The sequence below is a fragment of the Paraburkholderia franconis genome, from assembly GCF_009362735.1.
Taxonomy (GTDB): Bacteria; Pseudomonadota; Gammaproteobacteria; order Burkholderiales; family Burkholderiaceae; genus Paraburkholderia; species Paraburkholderia franconis.
Genome location: NZ_WHNP01000001.1, coordinates 79,553 through 95,200 on the forward strand (window position 1 = coordinate 79,553; position 15,648 = coordinate 95,200).

General features: G+C 65.3%; 13 protein-coding genes. 8 read left to right on the forward strand and 5 right to left on the reverse strand.

Going from position 1 to position 15,648, the window contains the following annotated elements:
* Positions 1 to 39 precede the first annotated feature (39 nt).
* Positions 40 to 2,370: a putative bifunctional diguanylate cyclase/phosphodiesterase gene (locus tag GCT13_RS00345; RefSeq protein WP_152754805.1), complete on the forward strand. Its 2,331-nt coding sequence runs from the start codon at positions 40 to 42 to the stop codon at positions 2,368 to 2,370.
* Between the two features lie 39 nt (positions 2,371 to 2,409).
* On the opposite strand, the gene GCT13_RS00350 is transcribed toward GCT13_RS00345, so the two are convergent.
* Positions 2,410 to 3,519, reverse strand: coding sequence for a porin (locus GCT13_RS00350; RefSeq protein WP_152754806.1), 1,110 nt, complete (start codon positions 3,517 to 3,519; stop codon positions 2,410 to 2,412).
* A 469-nt stretch (positions 3,520 to 3,988) separates the two neighbouring features.
* Here GCT13_RS00350 and GCT13_RS00355 point away from each other — a divergent pair, with 469 nt between their 5' ends.
* The gene (locus GCT13_RS00355; protein ID WP_152754807.1) at positions 3,989 to 5,662 is read left to right on the forward strand and encodes a methyl-accepting chemotaxis protein; all 1,674 of its coding nucleotides are present in this window, start codon (positions 3,989 to 3,991) and stop codon (positions 5,660 to 5,662) included.
* Between the two features lie 186 nt (positions 5,663 to 5,848).
* On the opposite strand, the gene GCT13_RS00360 is transcribed toward GCT13_RS00355, so the two are convergent.
* Positions 5,849 to 6,370: a methylated-DNA--[protein]-cysteine S-methyltransferase gene (locus tag GCT13_RS00360; RefSeq protein WP_152754808.1), complete on the reverse strand. Its 522-nt coding sequence runs from the start codon at positions 6,368 to 6,370 to the stop codon at positions 5,849 to 5,851.
* A 515-nt stretch (positions 6,371 to 6,885) separates the two neighbouring features.
* On the opposite strand from GCT13_RS00360, the gene GCT13_RS00365 reads away from it, so the two are divergent.
* The 5 genes from GCT13_RS00365 to GCT13_RS00385 all read left to right on the forward strand — a co-directional run bounded on the left by GCT13_RS00365 (position 6,886) and on the right by GCT13_RS00385 (position 12,392).
* Positions 6,886 to 7,137: a hypothetical protein gene (locus GCT13_RS00365; RefSeq protein ID WP_012403560.1), complete on the forward strand. Its 252-nt coding sequence runs from the start codon at positions 6,886 to 6,888 to the stop codon at positions 7,135 to 7,137.
* Positions 7,138 to 7,441: 304 nt separating this feature from the next.
* Positions 7,442 to 8,431: a DedA family protein/thiosulfate sulfurtransferase GlpE gene (locus tag GCT13_RS00370; RefSeq protein WP_152754809.1), complete on the forward strand. Its 990-nt coding sequence runs from the start codon at positions 7,442 to 7,444 to the stop codon at positions 8,429 to 8,431.
* Between the two features lie 60 nt (positions 8,432 to 8,491).
* Positions 8,492 to 10,195, forward strand: coding sequence for an FAD-dependent oxidoreductase (locus GCT13_RS00375; protein ID WP_152754810.1), 1,704 nt, complete (start codon positions 8,492 to 8,494; stop codon positions 10,193 to 10,195).
* Between the two features lie 572 nt (positions 10,196 to 10,767).
* Positions 10,768 to 11,046: a hypothetical protein gene (locus GCT13_RS00380; RefSeq protein ID WP_152754811.1), complete on the forward strand. Its 279-nt coding sequence runs from the start codon at positions 10,768 to 10,770 to the stop codon at positions 11,044 to 11,046.
* A gap of 128 nt (positions 11,047 to 11,174) precedes the next feature.
* Positions 11,175 to 12,392 carry a winged helix-turn-helix domain-containing protein gene (locus GCT13_RS00385; protein ID WP_321574120.1) on the forward strand — a complete coding sequence of 406 codons (1,218 nt, stop codon included), beginning with the start codon at positions 11,175 to 11,177 and terminating at the stop codon, positions 12,390 to 12,392.
* 18 nt (positions 12,393 to 12,410) lie between these two features.
* Here GCT13_RS00385 and GCT13_RS00390 read toward each other — a convergent pair whose 3' ends face one another.
* From GCT13_RS00390 to GCT13_RS00400, 3 genes are all read right to left on the reverse strand, one after another.
* On the reverse strand, positions 12,411 to 13,022 hold the full coding sequence (locus tag GCT13_RS00390; protein WP_193727552.1) for a LysE family translocator: 612 nt from the start codon (positions 13,020 to 13,022) through the stop codon (positions 12,411 to 12,413).
* A gap of 138 nt (positions 13,023 to 13,160) precedes the next feature.
* Complete coding sequence (locus GCT13_RS00395) at positions 13,161 to 13,418, reverse strand: hypothetical protein (protein WP_090869862.1); 258 nt, start codon at positions 13,416 to 13,418, stop codon at positions 13,161 to 13,163.
* Positions 13,419 to 13,652: 234 nt separating this feature from the next.
* The gene (locus GCT13_RS00400) at positions 13,653 to 14,552 is read right to left on the reverse strand and encodes a DMT family transporter (RefSeq protein ID WP_152754813.1); all 900 of its coding nucleotides are present in this window, start codon (positions 14,550 to 14,552) and stop codon (positions 13,653 to 13,655) included.
* A 159-nt stretch (positions 14,553 to 14,711) separates the two neighbouring features.
* On the opposite strand from GCT13_RS00400, the gene GCT13_RS00405 reads away from it, so the two are divergent.
* A complete protein-coding gene (locus GCT13_RS00405) occupies positions 14,712 to 15,635 on the forward strand; it encodes a helix-turn-helix domain-containing protein (RefSeq protein ID WP_407670724.1) in 924 nt (307 codons plus the stop codon).
* Positions 15,636 to 15,648: the final 13 nt, after the last annotated feature.

Consider the following 15,648-nt stretch of genomic DNA (forward strand, 5'->3'; position numbering starts at 1 on the left):
GCGCGATGTTTCGCGTGCTCTCCTGAAGGCAAGTCCGCAATGACGACGAGCCTTCCGTTGAAATGGCGCCGCAATGCGGCGAAAGAGTCGCGGCAGGATCAGCACTTTCTATCGCTCGTGCTCGACGCGTGGTCGAGCCGGCGCGCGGTCGGGCCTGTGAGTCTCGCGATTAGCGTTGCGACGGGGATCGGCGCGGGCACGGCCGGCGTCGCGCTGCAAATGGCCTTGCGCTGGCCGGCCCTGCCGCTCGGCGTGCAGGTCGGAATCGGCGCGACAGCGGGCGTACTCGCGATGATCGCGACGCGTCAGCGCTTCGCCGCGCAAAAGGCGCGGCAGGCGGCGGCAATGGCGCTCGCCAGTTCGTTCCTCGACGCGAGCCGCGATTGCGTCAAGCTGCTCGATCTGCAAGGGCACATGCTGCGCATCAACGATTACGGCGCCGCGCTGATGGAAGCGTCGTCGCCCGTCGAGCTCGAAGGCGCCGACTGGCTCGGCTTCTGGAAAGGCGACGACCACGACGCGGCGATGGCCGCGTTCAAAAGCGCGCTCGGCGGCACGGCCGCGTCGTTTCGCGGCAGCTGCACGACGACGGCGGGTCAGCCGAAGTGGTGGGACTCGCAACTCATCCCCGTCAAGGACCACAGCGGCACGGTGATCGCCGTGGTGTGCGCATCGCTCGACATTTCGAACCAGACGCGGCTGCTTGCGGAGCTGCGCACGAAAAGCGAACTGATGTCGGAGATGGAAGCGCACGTGCAGCTCGTGTTCTTCTCGTACAGCGCGAATTTCGAGTACTTCCATTACATCACGGCAGGCTCGTCGAACGTGTTCGGCATCGATCGCGAGGAGTTGCTGCGCCACCCGAACGGCTGGCTCGACCTCGTGATACCTGAAGACCGCGTAGCGTTGCAGGCGGAAATGCGCCGCGTGATGGCCGAATCGACGGAAGGACGCGCGCAGTACCGGATCAGAAAAGCCGACGGCACCGTGCACTGGCTGCGCAGCACCGGCTACCCGGTCCACGACGACAACGGCAACGTGCTGCGGATCGTCGGCATCACGGAAGACGTGACGGCCGAACAGGAACGCATCGCCGAACTGGACCGGCTCGCGTACACCGATTCGCTGACGGGCCTCGCGAACCGCGCTGCGCTGCTGCGCGAAATCGAAAGCCGGTGCGCGGCGCGCAAACCGTTCGGCCTGATGTTCGTCGACCTCGACCGCTTCAAGGTGCTCAACGATACGCTCGGCCATCTCGTCGCCGATCATCTGCTGCGCGACGTCGGCGGCGTTATCCGCCGTTCGCTGCCCGACGATGCGTATGTCGCGCGGCTGGGCGGCGACGAGTTCGCGGTGCTGATCGGCAGCGTCGTCGACAAGGCGGGGCTCGAAGCGCTCGCGCAGGCGCTGCTCGACAACCTTTCGGCGAATCGCCTGCAAGGCGGGGCGGGCGCGTTCATCACGGCGTCGATCGGCATCTCGGTCTATCCGGAGCACGGCAGCGGCCACGATGCGCTGCTGTCCAGCGCCGATGTCGCGATGTACACCGCGAAGAAAACGGGCCGCAACGGCTATCAGTTCGCGGGCGAGGAAGCCGCGCGCACGATCGGCGATTTCGAACTCGAACGCGACGTGCCCGAGGCGCTCGCGACGAACCAGTTCTTCCTGCATTTCCAGACCATTCACGAGCCGCACTCGCTCGCGGTGCACAGCGCAGAAGCGCTGATCCGCTGGCAGCATCCCGCGCGCGGCCTGATTGCGCCGAGCGATTTCATTCCGCTGCTCGAAGAGACCGGCTTCGTGTCGGGCGTCGGCGTGTGGGTGCTCGATCATGCGTTGCGCCAGCTGGCCGCGTGGCGTCAGGCGGGCGCGATGAATCTGGGCATCTCGGTGAACGTGTCGGCGCGGCAATTGGGCAGCGAGCAGATCGTGCGCGACGTCGGCTGCGCGCTCATGCAGCACGGCATTCCGCCCGGCAAGCTCGAAATCGAGCTGACCGAGACGGCGCTGATGAAGAATCCGCAGCAGGCGCAAAAGTCGATCGTCGAGCTGAAACGCCTGGGCGTACGCATCGCAATCGACGACTTCGGCACGGGCTATTCGAGCCTGATGTATCTCGCCGATTTCGCGCCGCACACGGTAAAGATCGACCGGCATTTCACGTCGAAGATCGAGCACGATCCGGCGACGCAGACGATCGTCGAAGGCATCGTCGGGCTTGCGCACGAGCTCGGTATCAAGGTGATCGCGGAAGGCGTCGAAAACGCGGCGCAGCTCGCCATCCTGCGCCGCGTGAATTGCGACTACGTGCAGGGCTTCCTGCTCAGCGAGCCGCAGGCGCCCGAAGGCCTGATGAAGCAGCGCGCCTGACGGCGTGACGACCGACGGCGCGCCGCGCTCGTGCGTGCGTCAGAAGCGATGCCGCAGACCCGCGCCGATCAGCACCTGATTGTGATTCGATGACGGATCGGCTGTGTTGATGACGGCAGGCGCGCCCGACGACGCGTGCTGATAGATCGCTTCCAGATAGGTGTCCGTGCGCTTCGAGAACTGGTAGTCCGCCTGCACGCCGCCGTTATGCCAGTGCGCGCCCGAGCCCTTCGTGTACGTGTACGAGCCGGCGAGGGAAATAGTCGGCGTCAGCTGATAGATGCCGTTGACTTCGTAGTTGGAAAAGCCGATGGACGGCGCCGCCTCGCCCGTATCGATCACCACGACGCCGGCGTACGTCGAGCGCGACCAGGCCGCGGCCATCGTGAAGTCGCCGATCGCGTAGCTCACGCCGACGCCATACGTGTTCTGCGTCTGCACGCCGGCATCGAACACATCCGTCGCGCTGGGCAGCACAACCGGGGTGTACGCGCCCGCCGCCGTGTTGCCGCGCCCGTTCGCATGCAGATACGCGGCGCCCGCATTGAGCGCGCCGTTCTGGTAGCTCGCGCCGAAGCTGTACGCGCGGTTGTTCGCGAACTGCCCGGCGGCATTCGAGAACGCGTACATGCCGCCCAACGTGAGGCCGCCGAACGACGGGCTCGCGTACTTGACCGAGTTCGCGGCGAGGTACGAGTTGTTGGCGTTGTCGTTGTCGAACGGATGGGCGAACGCGGTGCCGCCCGTGCCGCCCGTCAGCGTGAACGGCGCGAAGTAGTCATGGATCAGGTCGTACTGGTGGCCGAATGTCACCGTGCCGAGCTTCTCGTTGCCGAGGCCGACGTAGTACGGGTGATCGTTGAACATCTCGCCCGTCGTCACCGAATAGCCGCGCTCGAGCCGGAAGATCGCGCGGTTGCCGCCGCCCAGATCCTCGATGCCCTGCAAGCCCCAGTAGCTGCCGTCGATGAGGCCCGAAGTCGATTTCCACTGCGAGTGGCCGCCGACGTTGTTGATATAGGCGAGCCCCGTGTCCAGTTCGCCATACAGCGTGACGCTGCTCTGCGCGTGCGCGCCTGTGCTGAACGAGAGTAGTACGGCGGCTGCGGCTGCCGCTACGGCTGTCTTGTTGATCTTGTTCGCGGACATGCTCGGCTTCCCAAGGTTGAGTCGATTCGAATTCGAAGGCGACTTTTTATAGGAACGACAGCCATATGCACAAGTGGCGCGCATCAATTGTGTTGCATAGCAACACCCAGCGCGCCGTAATGTAACTTACAAAACACGTACAGAAAGCCAATTATCGAGGTCGCGTGGATCAGAAGTAAAGCGAAAACATTTCGCCGCGCACCGCCTGTCCGAACGCCTGTCGATGGAACCCGGCGAGGCTTCGGCAAAACGGGCTTTTTCCGAAAGCGTACGCCCAATGCACGCTCAAAGGCGTTGTTTCCGTGCGACGGCCGACGCTTGCCGGAATTCAAAGGCCGCGCTAATGCCGCGTTGCACGCTTACCCGACTCGAATACCAGGAATACCTCAAGCCTCAGGGGTCGATGCCGTTAAACCATGGAGATTCAATCGGATGCGCAGGCATCCGGCAGTCCAGGGCAAACAACGTAATGCGCAATAATCAACCGGTTACCCAGAACGAGTACGACTACCCCTCGTCGCAGATGCTCGTGTCCGCGACCGACCTCAAAGGCAAGATCCAGTACTGCAATCCCGCCTTCATCGCCGTGTCGGGCTATTCGCGCGACGAGCTGATCGGCAAGCCGCACAACCTGATCCGCCATCCCGACATGCCCGCCGAAGCCTTCGCCGACATGTGGACGACGATCCGCGCGGGCCATCCGTGGTCGGCGCTCGTCAAGAACCGGCGCAAGAACGGTGATCACTACTGGGTGCGCGCGAGCGTCACGCCCGTCATCGAGAACGGCACGCCCGTCGGCTATCTGAGCGCGCGCGTGAAGCCCGGCCGCGAAGAGGTGCGCAACGCGCAGGCGCTGTACGCGAAGATGCGCGCGGGCGAAGCGCGCGGCTACCGGCTGCAGCGGGGCGTGGTCGTGCGCACGGGTCTCGCTGGCCGGCTGCAGGCGCTGATGCGTTTGCCCGTCGCGACGCGCGCGACGATCGGCTATACGGTCGCGCCCGTCGCGCTGCTCGCGGCGGGCCTCGCGGCGTGGGGCGGGCTGCCGCCGCTGCCGTTCTGGATCGCGTTCGGCGTGACGGCCGCGACGAGCGCCGCTGCCGCGTATCTGCTGTCGCGCCACCTGGCCCAGCCCGTCGACGCGATGTCGTCGTTCGCGACGCGCATGGCTGCCGGCGATCTGACCCAGGACCTGACGATCGCCCGCCACGACGACCTCGGCGACGTGCTGCAGGCGCTCAATCAGCTGAAGGCCAATCTCGCCGCGATCGTGTTCGACGTGCGCTCGCAGATCGGCGGCATGCTCGACGCCGCGCACGAGATTTCGACGGGCAACGTCGATCTCGCGCGCCGCACGGAAATGCAGGCGGCGTCGCTCGAAGAAACGGCCGCGACGATGGAGCAGTTGACCACGACCGTTCAGGCGAACGCCGACACGACCGTGCGCGCGCTCGATCTCGCGCGCGACGCGCAGGCTGCGGCCGCGCTCGGCGGGCAGGTTGCGCGGCAGGTCGAGCAGACGATGGCGGGCATCACGGAAGCATCGAAACGCATCGCCGACATCACAGGCGTAATCGACGGCATCGCGTTCCAGACCAACATCCTCGCGCTCAACGCCGCCGTCGAGGCGGCGCGCGCAGGCGAGGCAGGCCGTTCGTTCGCGGTCGTCGCGAGCGAAGTGCGCATGCTCGCGCAGCGCTGCGCGGCGTCGTCGAAGGAAATCAAGCAGGTGGTCGACACGACGGTGAACGAGGTCTCGCAAGGCACCGAACTGGTCGCGCGCACGACGGCGCAGATGGCCGCGATCGACGAGGCCGTGGCGCGCGTGTCATCGCTGATCGTCGAAGTGGCGAATGCCAGCAGCGAACAGGCCGACGGCATCAGCCAGATCAACCAGGCCGTCTCGCATCTGGACAGCGCAACGCAGCAGAACGCCGCGCTGGTCGAGCAGGCCGCCGCGACGGCGCAGCGTCTCGCGGAACAGGCCGATGTGCTCGACGAGGCCGTGCGGCTCTTCACGGTTGCGGGCGCGCCCACGTCGCGCGCCCCGCGCAAGGCGCCCACTCGCGGGGCCGCGCCGCTGCGCAGCCCGGCGACATCCGATCACACGGTTCGCGCCGGGTCCGAGGAAGACGCTTTGGTCTGATGGATCATCGTTACTCCCATCTCGACAGCGCACTATTGTCCGATGAAGATACGACCGTCAGCGCCCAGGATTGTATGCGGGCCAGCTGACCCGAGTAACAACGGCGTTTATGTAGCCCGCCCCTTTTGTGGACGGGCTATTTTTTTATCCGCTCCTTTGCGTTTGATGTCCGCCGGTGCGTCTCACTCAATCCGCGGCGAGTAATTCGAGCTGCTGAGGCGCTTTCGACATCGGGCGTTCGAGCGTCAGCAGCGCTTCTTTCCGGTGCAGTCCGCCCGCATAGCCGGTCAGATCGCCTGCGCTCGAAATCACGCGATGGCACGGCACGACGATCGAAATCGGGTTGCGCCCGTTCGCGGCGCCGACCGCGCGCGATGCCGACAGCGGCAAGCCCAGCCGCCGCGCGATGCTGCCGTAGCTGGCCGTCTCGCCGTACGGAATCGCTACGAGCTGTTCCCACACGTCGCGCTGAAACGCGCTGCCCAGCATGCGCAGCCGCAGCGTGAACTGCTGTCGCTCGCCCACGAAGTATTCGCCGAGCTGCTCGCGCGCCTGATGCAGTACGCGCGAAGGCGCGAGCGTCGTGAGCGCCGCGTCCGCGGCCGGAAAATATTTCTGGCCGACGAAGAACACGCCCGTCAGCGCATCGTCTTCCGCGCGCAGCAGAATATCGCCGAGCGGACTCGGCATCGACATGCATTGCTTCATGAGACCCTCCCGCAAGATCACTTAAGCGGCGCTTGAAGCGAGGCATCGATCGGGGATCGAAGTTCCGCGATTCGCCGCGATGTTGCGCTCCGATGTTGCGCTCCGAGGCTGCGCTCCGAGGCTGCGTTCCGAGGTTGCCGAAGCTGCCTTCCAACAGTACCGACTTTAGCGCAGCACGCCGAGACGCCGCCTCCTGAAACTTGCGCTAATACACTCAAACGTCACTGCCATGACAGCGCGCGAAAGCGCACCGCAAATAGGCGCGGAGAACGCGCGTGACGCACGTTTGAAACGCGCCGCACGCGAGCGCGCCGCCCGTGCGAAAATCGCCGCATCCCGCCGAAAGCCGCACCAGCCTTGTCTCTGCGCGCAGCGCTTAGTCCCTTTGATGCGTTGCGCACGACTCACCCGCATAATCGCGGGAGTGTGAGCGCCACGCGACAGACGGCGCGCGGCGCTACCCCTTACAATGCCTGTTCAGCAACGTCGTTCAATCACGCAAGAGGGAATTTTCGATGCGCACCACCGGGTCTTCCGGGGCAATGGCCCTGCTCACCGAGCACGACGACGCAACCGGTCGCGAACTACGCTCGCTGCGCCTCGAATCGACAGAAGACGGGAAAGGCATTCTTCTGATCGAGGTCGATGAACGCAAGCCGGGCATCCACCGCGAAGTGCGTTATGAAATCACGCCGGCGGAACTGATCGCGGCCATCCGTGCGCATGGCGCCGAACTACCGGGCGAGCAGCACAATCACCGGCAATAATTCCAGCAGTCAACAGTCGCTTCACAAAGAGCGCGCGGCGTCCGTACCACGAGCGCCGCGCCTCTTGTTTTTCGCGCGGTCGCCCTTATATCCAATGTTCTGTCGAACGTCGCATCACGCTGCATGGCGCTCGGCGGGCGCGCCGGACGCTTCCTTTCGAAGCGCGCGGCGACACGAGTTTTCCGCTTTCCCGCAGTATCCTGGGCGCAGACCGCACCTCTCTTGCACGCGGTGAAAATGCGTCCATAATCGTTGAGTCCCATCCACGTCGTTTTCCGGCCCGAGCGGCCGCGAAAGTAAGCCGATGCTACATGATCTCGTCGAGCAGTACGGGCCTGCCATCGTATTCGCCAATGTGCTCGCCGCGTCGATCGGGCTGCCCGTGCCCGCGATGCCTTCTCTCGTGCTGTTCGGCGCGATGGCCGCCATGCATCCTGGCTCGATTGGCGTGCAGGTGCTGCCCGTGCTCGTGCTCGCCGTGTTCGCCACGCTGATCGGCGACAGCGCCTGGTTCGCGGCCGGCCGCATCTACGGCGGCAACACGCTGAAAACGCTGTGCAAGCTGTCGCTGTCGCGCGATACCTGCGTGAAGAAGACCGAGCGTTTCTTCGGCCGCTGGGGCGTGCGCGTGCTGGCCGTCGCCAAATTCGTGCCGGGGCTGTCGATCGTCTCCATTCCGATGGCGGGCGCGATGGGCACGCCGTACCGCATGTTCCTCGCGTACGACAGCATCGGCGCAACGCTCTGGTCGGGCCTTGGCCTCGTGCTCGGCGTCGTGTTCGCGCAGCAGATCGACATGCTGTTCGCCGGCGCGAGCCGCCTCGGAAAGATGACGGCCGTCGTCGTCGTGGTGCTGCTGGCCATTTATTGCGCGTATCGCTGGTATCGGCGCCGTCAGCTGATCAGGAAGCTCGCGACCGCGCGCATGGATGTCGACGAGCTGTACAAGCTGATGCTCGACAAGCGTTCGCCCGTCCTGTTCGATATCCGCTCGCAGGAAAAGCGCAAGCTCGATCCGTTCGTGATCCCCGGCTCGGTGTTCGCCGACGAACGCCAGCTCAACGAAATCGTCACGAAGTATCCGCACGACCAGAAGCTCGTGATCTATTGCTCGTGCCCGAACGAAGTGTCGGCGGCATGGATGGCGAAGCAGTTGACGGAGGCCGGCTTCAGCGACGTCCTGCCGTTGCGCGGCGGCCTCGATGCATGGCGCGACGCGGGCCGGCAGCTCGAGCCGCTCGCGGAAGAACCGGAGCCGACGGTCGCCGTCGGCATCACGCCGAAAACAGTCTGAACCGACATTGGCATCGGCTGCGACCCGACCCGGCGCGCAGCCCTGCAAGGAGCGAATCCGATGGGTGTCACGCGAGAGGGCGAAGACTCGCAGCATGTTGTCATCAATGACGCACCGTTCTCGATGCTTTCGACGCGGCGTCACCAGATGTTTCCCGAACTCCAGCCGGACGAAATCAAGCGGCTGTGCAAGTTCGGCGAACGGCGCCACTTCGAACCGGGCGAGATGCTGTTCCGCACGGGCGAGCGGGGGCCGGGCATGGTCGTTTTGCTGTCGGGCGCGGTCAAGATTTATCAGCGCGACGGTCTCGGGCGCGAACACCTGATCAACGAGCATCACAAGGGCTCGTTTCTCGCCGAAGTCGGCCAGTTGTCGGGCAAGCCAGCGCTCGTCGACGGCATGGCGCTCGAAGCCGGCGAAGCCCTGCTGATTGCGCCGGAGCGCCTGCGCGCGCTGATCGTCGCGGAAGCCGAACTGGGCGAGCGCATCATGCGCGCGCTGATCCTGCGCCGCGTCGGGCTGATCGAGAAAGGCGCGGGCGGGCCGATCATCGTCGGCAAGAGCAACGACCGGCGGCTCGTGTCGCTGCAAGGCTTCCTGTCGCGCAACGGCCATCCGCACACGGTGCTCGACGAGCGCGACGAGGACGGACTGCGCATCATCGAGCAGTTCGCGGCGGGCCCGAACGACATGCCACTCGTGATCTGCCCGGACGGTTCCGTGCTGCGCCATCCAAGTGACCCCGAACTGGCGACATGCCTCGGCCTGATCCCCGATCTCGATTCGGAATTCGTGTACGACGTGGCCATCGTCGGCGCGGGTCCGGCCGGGCTGGCGACGGCCGTGTATGCGGCGTCGGAGGGCCTCTCGGTGATCGTGCTCGACGGTCGCGCGCCCGGCGGGCAGGCAGGCGCGAGTTCGCGCATCGAGAACTATCTCGGTTTTCCGACGGGCATCTCCGGACAGGCGCTCGCGGGCCGCGCATTCGTGCAGGCGCAGAAGTTCGGCGCACACGTCGCCATTCCCGTCAGGGTCAAGTCGCTGCATTGCGACGAGCGTCCGTACCGGCTCGAACTCGCATGCCAGGGCAGCATCCGCGCGCACTCGATCGTCATCGCGAGCGGCGCGGTGTACCGGCGCCCGGAGATCGAAGGCATCGACCACTTCGACGGACGCGGCATCTACTACTGGGCGTCGCCCGTCGAGGCGAAGCTCTGCAAGCGCGAAGAGATCGTGCTCGTCGGCGGCGGCAACTCGGCGGGCCAGGGCATCGTGTATCTGGCTTCGCACGCGAAGCACATTCACGTGCTGATTCGGCGCAGCGGCTTCGAAGCGACGATGTCGCGCTATCTGATCGACCGGATCGCGTCGCTGCCCAATGTCACCGTCTATCCGGGCACGGAGATCGGCTGGCTCGAAGGCAACGAAGCCGGGCTCGCGCAGATCGGCTTGAAGCGTCCTTGCGCGGACGGCCGCGACCGTTTCGATTCGCGGCACCTGTTCCTCTTCACGGGCGCCGATCCGAACACGGACTGGCTGCGCACGTGCGGCGTCGAACTGGACGCGAAGGGCTTCGTGATCACGGGCGCAAATTCGGCGTGCGATCTGACCACATCCGTCGAAGGCGTCTATGCGATCGGCGATGTGCGCGCGGGATCGACGAAGCGCGTCGCGGCTGCCGTCGGCGAAGGCGCGCAGGTCGTCGCGCAAATCCATCAGATGCTCGCGGAGCGCGCGGGCGAAACGGTCGCGCTCGGCGCCTGATTCTTTCCCCTCTTCTGTCCTGCACCGGCTGGCGCGTGTCACCGCGCCGGCCGGTCGCGCCTTTCGCGGCGTGCATCGCGCCCGCCCGCTTACCGGTCGTTACATTCGCGACCGTCTGCTTGCACCTGTGATGCTTTCTTCTTCGTAAGATTTAGTCAGCGTCCCGTCAGAAATATGCGACCGCTTCGGGCGCCGTCGACGGGTTTTTGCGAGCGTTGCATGCGACGCGAGTGGGGCGCTGAGGCGCCAATTCTCGTCGACAGCGCGCCGCATGCGGCCGGCGCAAGGCGCTTTAAGCGCCGACTCGGCTCGGCCGCGCTGCATGGGACCGGAGCAAGGCGCTATGAGCGCCAACTCCGATCGAGCTTTGCATGAGACCAGAGCAAGGCGCTATGAGCGCCAACTCGGCTCGACCGCGCTACATGGGACCAGAGCAAGTGCTCTGCATGGGGCTGGAGTAAGTGCTGAAGCACTAACTTCAGCCGACAGCTGAAGCGCCAACTCTGGTCGAGCTTTGCATGGGACCAGAGTAGGCGCTAAAGCGCCAACTCTGGTCGACACAGGAGGACAGTATGAGCAAACGTGCGATCGTATCGGCAGCCGTCGGTCTCGCGGCGGCTTGCGCATCGACCGCGGCTGCGGCCCATGTCGGTGTCGGCGTCTATCTGGGCCCGCCTGCTCCCGTCTACGGGCCGCCGCCCGTCTACTACGCGCCGCCGCCCGTGGTCTACGCGCCACCGCCGCCCGTCTACTACGGCGGCTATCGAGGCGACTACTGGCGCGGCCCGCGCTGGTACGGGCACGGGCATCATCGCGGCTGGGAAAGGCATCACGGTCACGGACGCTGGTGACGTCGGCGGACGGGCATACGGGCTGAAGAGGCAAACCGCCCGTCCGTTTTCACCGATCACGCTACAGTAGCGAAAGTCCGGCATGGCGCGAGTCCATGTCGCCGCTCGGCCCGCTACGACACAAAAGCGTGATCACTCTTCCTCTTTCCGCCGCCCGCACGCTGCATCTGGCCGCACAAGGCCTGCTCACGCCGCCGCGCCGCAAGGCGACCAAGGCCGATGTGCTCGACGCGATCCGGCAGATGGCGCAACTGCAGATCGACACGATTCACGTCGTCGCGCGAAGTCCGTATCTGGTGCTGTTCAGCCGGCTCGGGCCTTATCAGCCGCAATGGCTCGACGAACATCTCTCGGAAGGCCGGCTCTTCGAATACTGGTCGCACGAGGCATGTTTTCTGCCCATCGAGGACTACGGCCTGATGCGTCACCGGATGCTCGATCCGTCCGATATGGGCTGGAAATACGCCGCCGACTGGCACGCGCAATACCGCGTAGACATCGACAGGTTGCTCGCGCATATCCGCGCGACGGGGCCGGTGCGCTCGGCGGATTTCGCGCGCGAGGCGGGCAAAGGCAATGGCTGGTGGGACTGGAAGCCGGAGAAGCGGCATCTCGAAGTGCTGTTCGCGATCGGCGAATTGATGGTCGCGGAGCGGCGCAATTTCCAGCGCGTCTACGATGTAACGGCGCGCGTGCTGCCGCACTGGAACGATGCGCGCGATCTGCAATCCGCCGATGCCGTCGCGCAAGAACTGCTGCGGCGCAGTTGCCGCGCGCTCGGTGTCGTGCGCGCGGACTGCGTCGCCGACTATTACCGGATGCCGCGCCGCCCGTACGTCGACGCGCTCAACCGGCTGGCTGACGAGGGCGAACTGACGCCCGTGCGCGTCGACGGCTGGAAACAGGACACGTTCGTGCATCGCGACTTCGCGCCCCTCGTCGACGACGCTTCGAACGGCAAGCTCGCATCGACGGTGACGACGCTGCTCTCGCCGTTCGATCCCGTCGTCTGGGACCGCAAGCGCGTCGCCGCGCTGTTCGATTTCGACTACGTGATCGAGTGCTACGTGCCCGCTGCGAAGCGCAAATACGGCTACTACGTGCTGCCGATCCTGAATCGCGGCAAGCTGATTGGGCGCGCCGATGCGAAGGCGCATCGCGCGAGCGGCGTGTTCGAAGTGAAGTCGCTGCACCTGGAGCCGGGCGTGCGCGTGAGCGGCCGGCTCACGTCGGACTTGCGGCGCGCGCTGCAACGTTGCGCGGACTGGCACGGCACGCCGCAACTGCAGATCACGTCGGGGCCTGACGGCCTCGCTCAAGCGCTCGCCGCCGCCGACGCCGATTGAGCGCGCACCTTCACAGGCTCAGTGCAATGCGGCCCACGCGAGCGACAACGAAAACATCCCGAGCACGACGGAAGCGGCGCGCTGCATCTTCACCGGATCGAGCCACCTGAGCCTGCCGCTGCCGAGCGCCGCGCCAAACGCGATCCACGCGAGCGCGATCGGCAAGAGCAGGCACGCGAACAAGGCCATCGCGAACCCATAGCCCGCGAGGCTTTCGAAGGCGATCGGCGGAAAGATCGTGCCCGCGAACAACAAGGCCTTCGGATTGAGCAGCGTCGCGACGAAGAGCGCGCGCGGTCCGTTCGCCGGCGCCATCGAATCAGGCAACGCGACCGCCGCGCGCCACATGTCGATCGCGAGATACGCGATGTAAAGACCGCTCGCGATGCGCAGCACCGAAGGCAGCCACGGCAGCGTATGCGATGCGCGTGCGAGAAAGCAGCCCCATGCGGAAATCGACACGAGATAGCCAGCCAGTTCCGCGCCGATCAGCGGCAGCGAGGGGCGCGCGCCCTGGCGCAATCCGGCTGCGGCCAGCAGCGTATTCGTGGGGCCAGGTGTGATCAGCACGACGACGATGCCGAGCGCGAGCATCACTGCATCGCGAAGGGAAACCAGCGAGGAAAGCATCAGGAGAAGATGGGCGATTCGAAACGAGCGCCCTTTGTATCACAGGCAGACGACGATGCCGAAATCCTGTGACCAGATGTTGCAGGCGATGCATGCGGCGCCAATGAAGCGCCACATGCATGCAAGGGAAGCCAACCGTCAGCGATCGAGCTTGACCCGCAATTCGCGGGCCGTTTCGAGCAGACCTTCGTAGCCGGAACGCGCGTGTTCCGGCAGGTCCGGATCGCCGACCAGCGCGCCCAGTGTCTCAATCAGGCTGTAGAGGATGCCGCGCGCCGCGCTCACGGCAATGTTGCCCGACGACACCATTTGATCCACATGCGTCACGGCTGCATCGAGGTGTTCGAGGTCCGGCTGTTCGCCAGTTTTCTGCTTGTCCGGATCATCGCGCGTCATGATGAATCGTCGCTCCTGTTCTGACATCGTGAAGGAATCGGTACTGTCGTTATATACCCATCGCGCACAGCCGTCCATTCGCACAGACGGCATGCATCGGCGGGTATCCGTTCGACTGACTGCGATCAACGCCGGTTCACTCCGCGCTCATCGCTTATGGCGTCCGGCGAGAACGCCGGGATGTTAGCGACATGGCCGTCGGCGATCGCTTCGCTCTAGGGCCCCCATGAAACCTCACGCGGCACGTGCACGCCGCACGAAGAGCCGCCGCGTCATGCCGAACGCAACGAGATTGCCCGCCACGACGAGCACGAGCCCGATGACGGCAAGCACCGACCATCGATAGCCTTCGAACACCGTCGATACCGCAAGCGCGACGAACGGAAACAGCACCGTGCAATACGCGGCGCGCTCGGGCCCGATGCGGCCGACGAGCATCAGATATGCGGTGAAGCCGATCACCGAGCCGGGCACGGCGAGATAGACAAGCGCGCCGAGATAACGCGCGTCCGCTTCGAGCGCAAAAGGCAAACCGGCGGCGAGACTGCCGAGCGTCAGCACGCCCGCGCCGATCAGCATCGCCCAGCTGTTTGTGACGATGGGATGCAGGCCCATCGACTGCATGCGGCTCGACAGCAGATTGCCCGCCGAGAAGCACATCGTCCCCGCGAACGCGACGGCAAGACCGAGCCATGCCGCGTGATCGCCGAGGTGCCCCGCCATCTGTTGCAGCGACAGGCACACGATGCCCGCAAGCCCAAGCACCGCGCCGACGATCGCCGTCGGCTGCAACGGGCGGCCCATGAAAAGTCGACCGTTGAGCGAGTTCAGCAGGGGTGCCGTCGAAAACACGACGGCAACGAGACCGCTCGGCACGACGCCTTCCGCGTAGTAGAAGCAAAGGAAGTTCACGCAAAAGAGCGCGAGGCCCTGTGCCGCGAGAAAGCGCCACGCGGCTCGCGGCGGCCACACGGGACGGCGCATCAATTTGAGCAGCGCGAACAGCACGATTGCCGCGAGCCAGAATCGGCAGGCAATCGACACGGGCGCCGGCACGACGCCGAGCTGCCACTTGATCGCGATCCAGGTGGTACCCCAGATCAGCACGGTCACGATATAGAGGAAGAGATTCATCGCCAGTGGGCCACACAATACGGTCTTCGGTCCGCCCGACTATGCGCCCGCGCGGGTCCGTCCGATTGTCCAGAATTGCGCACTTTCGAGCAGCCGGCGAAGGCGCAACGCACCAGGCCGTATACTTGTCGAACGACGCCTCATCCGTTTCAGCCTCTCATTCACGTGAACATTTCGTCCATTGCCACGACCGACCCCGCCGATCCGCCGTTCGGCCTGCATTCGGTCTGCCAGACGCTCAGCGAGTCGAATGCGACGCTCGAGCGTTTCGCGTGGCTCGGCGACAAGCTGGCCATCGCGATCTGGACGCGCGAGACCAAAGAGGCCGAGACGGTCTACGATCAGCCCGGCCATCACACGCTGTCGTGCTATCTCGACGGCGGCTATCGCACCGAGCGCCAAAAGCTGCCGGGGCGCTACGGCGCGCCGAGCCGTTTGTGCGCGCTGCCCGGCGATCACGAATCGCGCTGGTGGGTGCGCGGCCATATGCACTTCATGCATCTGTATTTCCTGCCCGAGCACTTCACGCAGCGCGCGATCCGCGAACTCGACCGCGAGCCGCGCGAACTGACGCTGGCCGATCGGACGTACTTCGAGGACGAGCGCATTGCGAGCCTGTGCCAGTCGCTCGCGAGCGACACTTGGGACGACGCCGACGGCCGCTTGCGTGCAAACGAAACGTCGCACGAAGTGTTGAGCCTGCTGTTGCGCTCGCAGGGTGTGAACCGCACGGACGCCGTGCTCAAAGGCGGTCTCGCCGTCGCGACGCGCCGCCGTCTGCGCGATTACATCGACACGAATCTGACGCAGCCGCTCACGCTCGGCGAACTGGCCGCCGTCGCGAACCTCTCCGAATTTCATCTCGCGCGGATGTTCCGCACGTCGTTCGGTCTGCCGCCGCACGCGTGGATCGCGCGGCAAAGGCTTGAACGCGCGCGCACGCTGCTGCGCACGACGGCAATGCCGCTCGCCGAAATCGCGACGCAATGCGGCTACGCGAACGCGAGCCACTTCAGCCACCGGTTCCGTCAAGGCACCGGCGTGTCGCCCGCCGTCTATCGACAAGCGCTGCGCGCGGGCTGAAGCTTCACGCCTC